Annotated in this window: 1 protein-coding gene; it reads right to left on the reverse strand. The window is 28.8% G+C overall.

Features of this window, described 5'->3' with window-relative positions:
• Window positions 1–239 precede the first annotated feature (239 nt).
• On the reverse strand, window positions 240–521 hold the full coding sequence (locus F3G98_RS07105; protein WP_149725945.1) for a hypothetical protein: 282 nt from the start codon (window positions 519–521) through the stop codon (window positions 240–242).
• Window positions 522–688 lie beyond the last annotated feature (167 nt).

A 688-nucleotide genomic window follows, 5' to 3' on the forward strand; every position in this document is an offset into this window, starting at 1 on the left:
TTCCATTTAAACTCATTAAAGCTTCGGCCATCTCTTCTTAAATTTAGTGCTACGTTTGTTATATCTTTGCTATCAAGCACAAGGTCGTTGCCTGCATAGATAAAGCTCTTATCATTTAGTAGCTCATCTGTTTTTAAATTTATACAAGCTTGTATAACCTTTTATTTTCTCGTTATTATATCCTCTTTGAATGTCAGCAATTACTCAAAGATACGATATAAATACAAATTTAAAAAATGTTATTTTAAAAATTCTATAACATCATAAGTTATCCAGGATATCAAAATAAATACCACCCAAACAAGAGCAACTCCACCATACTTAAATTCGCCATGTTTTACTCTCTCAAAGGTGATGTTATCTTTTTTTACTTTATTTTTTGCTATACAAAGCGCTAAATATCCGATAAGAACAGCAGAAAATAAATTAAAGGCTACATTAAAACCAAAAAAGATAATCACTGCAAATATTGCCAAATTCCATGCTAGTACAAAAATCATTTGACCTATTTCACTTGACAACTATCCAAAATACCAATATAAAAGCACAAAAAACAAGCCATACAAATGCTACAAATCCATTATTTTTTATTTGATCGTTTTTTATTTTATACAAAGTTATGTCACTTCTTTTAATGCCATTTTTTATCACGTAATATCCGTTAAACAGAATAGGGCACAAAATCAAC

The sequence above is a fragment of the Campylobacter concisus genome, from assembly GCF_902460895.1.
GTDB lineage: Bacteria > Campylobacterota > Campylobacteria > Campylobacterales > Campylobacteraceae > Campylobacter_A > Campylobacter_A concisus_BC.